Source organism: Candidatus Sulfotelmatobacter sp., from assembly GCA_035498555.1.
Taxonomy (GTDB): domain Bacteria; phylum Eisenbacteria; class RBG-16-71-46; order RBG-16-71-46; family RBG-16-71-46; genus DATKAB01.
In genome coordinates this window covers 1-2658 of the sequence record DATKAB010000108.1, presented here as the reverse complement: position 1 = coordinate 2658, position 2658 = coordinate 1, and the positions used below count along the sequence as shown (strand labels likewise).

The window sequence follows — 2658 nt, the reverse complement described above, 5'->3', positions numbered from 1 at the left end:
CTTCGGCGAAGTGCTGAGCGCGCTCGAGATGCTCGACGATGGCCGCGTGGTGGTGCTGGAGGCGAGCCCCGAGCAGTTCCAGAAGCACGGACTGGTGGGTTCGGACACCGAAGGTCTGGTGGACCTGCCGCGGACCATCGCTGGAGTCGAGGCGGTGGCGCTGTTCTCCGAGGTGGAGCCGGGCAAGATCAAGGTGTCGCTGCGCTCGACCGGCCGCGTGGCGGTCGACGAGATTTGCTCGCGGCTCGGCGGCGGCGGTCACATTCACGCGGCCGGCGTGCTGCTGCGCGGCACGCGGGCCGACGCGAGGGCGAAGGTGCTGCCGGAGCTGTCGCGACGCGTCGCGGCGCTCGAGCCGCGACGAACTCGAACGAACTGACCCGCGTTTCGCAGGGAGGCGACGTGGAAATCGAGCTCGAAGGAAAGAGCCTCGCGCATCAGTACGGCCCCGGGCGGGGTCTCGAGCCTCTCAGCTTCTCGCTGAGCGGCCCCGGTGTGGTCGCGGTCACCGGTCCCAACGGCTCGGGGAAGAGCACGCTGCTCCGGATCCTCGCCGGGCTCCTGCGCCCCTCGGCCGGCGCCTCGACGCTGCGGGTGGAGGGGCGCGAGTTCCAGCGTGCCGAACGACGCCAGGTGACGGGCTGGGCGTCGCCCGATCTCCACTTCTATGGGGAGCTCACCGTGCGTGAGAACCTCGAGTTCGCGGCCGAGGCGCGCGGCCTCGCCGGGCGGAGCGTGGCGGTGCGCGACGTGGTTGGGTCGGTCGGGCTCACCTCGCGGCTCGACGATCGCGCGGCGGCGCTCTCGACCGGCATGCACCAGCGGCTCCGGCTCGCCTTCGCCCTGCTTGGGAGTCCGCCGATCCTGCTGCTCGATGAGCCCGGGAGTCATCTCGACGCGGCCGGAAAGGGGCATTTGGTCGAGGTCCTGACGCGCCTGCGGGCCACGACCCGCGTGGTGCTGGCCACCAACGATCCGGGGGAACGAGACCTTGCCGAGCAGAGCATCGCGCTCGCTGGCCGCGGTCTGGGCGATACTGCGTAAGGAGTGCCGCAGCGAATGGCGTACGCGCTACGGCCTCAACTCGGCGCTGCTGTTCGCGGTGACCGCGCTGGTCGCGGTGAGCTTCGGCGCGGGGCGGCTCGGCGACCGGGTGGACGTCCTGGCCGCGATGCTGTGGATCGTGCTGCTGTTCGCGACGCTGGCGTCGCTCAGCCACGCCTTCGTGCGGGAAGTGGAGGGTCAGACCCTGTCGATGCTGCGCCGGGTGGCTTCGCCCACCGAGATTGCGATCGGCAAGCTGCTTTTCAATCTGTTGTTTCTTGCCGTGCTCGAGATCGTCACGGTTCCGTTGTTTCTGGTGCTGATGGGGGCCCCGCCTCCCCGCTGGGGCACGTTCCTCGCACTGCTGGCCCTGGGGAGCCTGGCGCTCGCGGTGTCCTCGACCCTGCTCGGCGCCTTGATCGCGCAGAGCCGGGGGCGAGGGGCGCTGTTCGCGGGAGTCTCGTTTCCGGTACTCTTGCCCGTGCTTGCCGCCGCGGTCAGCGGAACGCGGGCGCAGTGGCAGCAGCTGCCGGCGGGCGGGGAGATCCGCCTGCTCGCGGCGTACGGCGCCGCACTGATGGCCGCGAGTCTGCTCCTGTACGACCATCTGTGGGAGGAGTGAGGTGATCCTGCGCGGCCTGCTGCTGGTGTGGATCGCGGCCTGCATCGTGCTGGCGTTCGTGTGGGCGCCACTGGTGCCGGTGCTCGCCGACACCACGCGGGTTCTCTACTTCCACATCCCTTCGGCGTGGGTGACGGTGCTGGCGCTGGGCTGGAGCATGGTCGCCAGCCTGCTCTACCTGCGGACCCGCCGCATCGAGTTCGACGATCACGCCGCCACCGCCGCCGAGCTCGGCCTGCTGTTCTGCATCGCCGCCACCGTGAGCGGCGCGTTCTGGGCCAAGGCGATGTGGGGCGCCTACTGGAACTGGGATCCGCGCGAGACCTCGATCTTTTTCCTGCTCCTGATCTACGTCGCCTATCTCGCGCTGCGCAGCGCGATCGACGAGCCCGCGCGCCGCGCCCGGCTGGCCGCGATCTATTCGGCGATCGCGTTCGTGTCGGTGCCGTTCCTGATGTTCGTGGTGCCGCGCATCTATTTCTCGCTCCATCCCGATCCGATCATCAACACCCGTGGCAAAGTGGACATGGACCCGCGCATCCGGGTGGTGTTCTATGGGATGCTGCTCGGCTTCACCGCGCTGTTCGCCTGGCTGCTCAGGCTCCGGGTGCGTCTGCTGCGCCTCGAGCGTGCCCGGGTCGAGATCGCCCCGGTCGCGGACAGGGCGCTGGCATGAAAGGCAACTGGGTGGTGATGGGCGTCGCGCTGCTGGTGTGGGGCCTGATCTTCGTATATCTGGTGCGGCTCGAGAAGCGGATCCGCAATCTGGAGGATCGATGAACTTCAAAGCCGTCCTGGCGGTGGTGCTGCTCGCCGCCGCGGTGGCGATCGGCGTCACCAGCTTCCGCAAGTCGGTGACGCCGTACATCTCGTTCACCGAGGCGCGCCGCGCCAGCGGACTGGTGCAGGTGAACGGCGTTCTCGCCGATAAGAACTACGTGCTCAAGCGCGACGAACAATTCCTCGAGTTCAAGCTCAAGGACTCGAAGAAC

5 protein-coding genes are annotated in these 2658 nt (G+C 68.8%); all 5 read left to right on the top strand.

Annotated features, from left to right (window positions below):
• Window positions 1–379: DHHA1 domain-containing protein (locus tag VMJ70_09860; GenBank protein ID HTO91426.1), on the top strand; the 379-nt coding region annotated here is incomplete at its 5' end.
• Between the two features lie 23 nt (window positions 380–402).
• Window positions 403–1044 carry an ABC transporter ATP-binding protein gene (locus tag VMJ70_09855; protein HTO91425.1) on the top strand — a complete coding sequence of 214 codons (642 nt, stop codon included), beginning with the start codon at window positions 403–405 and terminating at the stop codon, window positions 1042–1044.
• Window positions 992–1666 carry a heme exporter protein CcmB gene (locus VMJ70_09850; GenBank protein ID HTO91424.1) on the top strand — a complete coding sequence of 225 codons (675 nt, stop codon included), beginning with the start codon at window positions 992–994 and terminating at the stop codon, window positions 1664–1666. The genes VMJ70_09855 and VMJ70_09850 overlap by 53 nt, the downstream gene beginning before the upstream one ends.
• 1 nt (window position 1667) lies before the next feature.
• Entirely contained in the window at window positions 1668–2342 is a 675-nt protein-coding gene (ccsA, locus tag VMJ70_09845; GenBank protein HTO91423.1) for a cytochrome c biogenesis protein CcsA, read from the top strand.
• A gap of 100 nt (window positions 2343–2442) precedes the next feature.
• Window positions 2443–2658, top strand: a 216-nt coding sequence (locus VMJ70_09840) for a hypothetical protein (protein ID HTO91422.1), incomplete at its 3' end; no start/stop codon positions are given.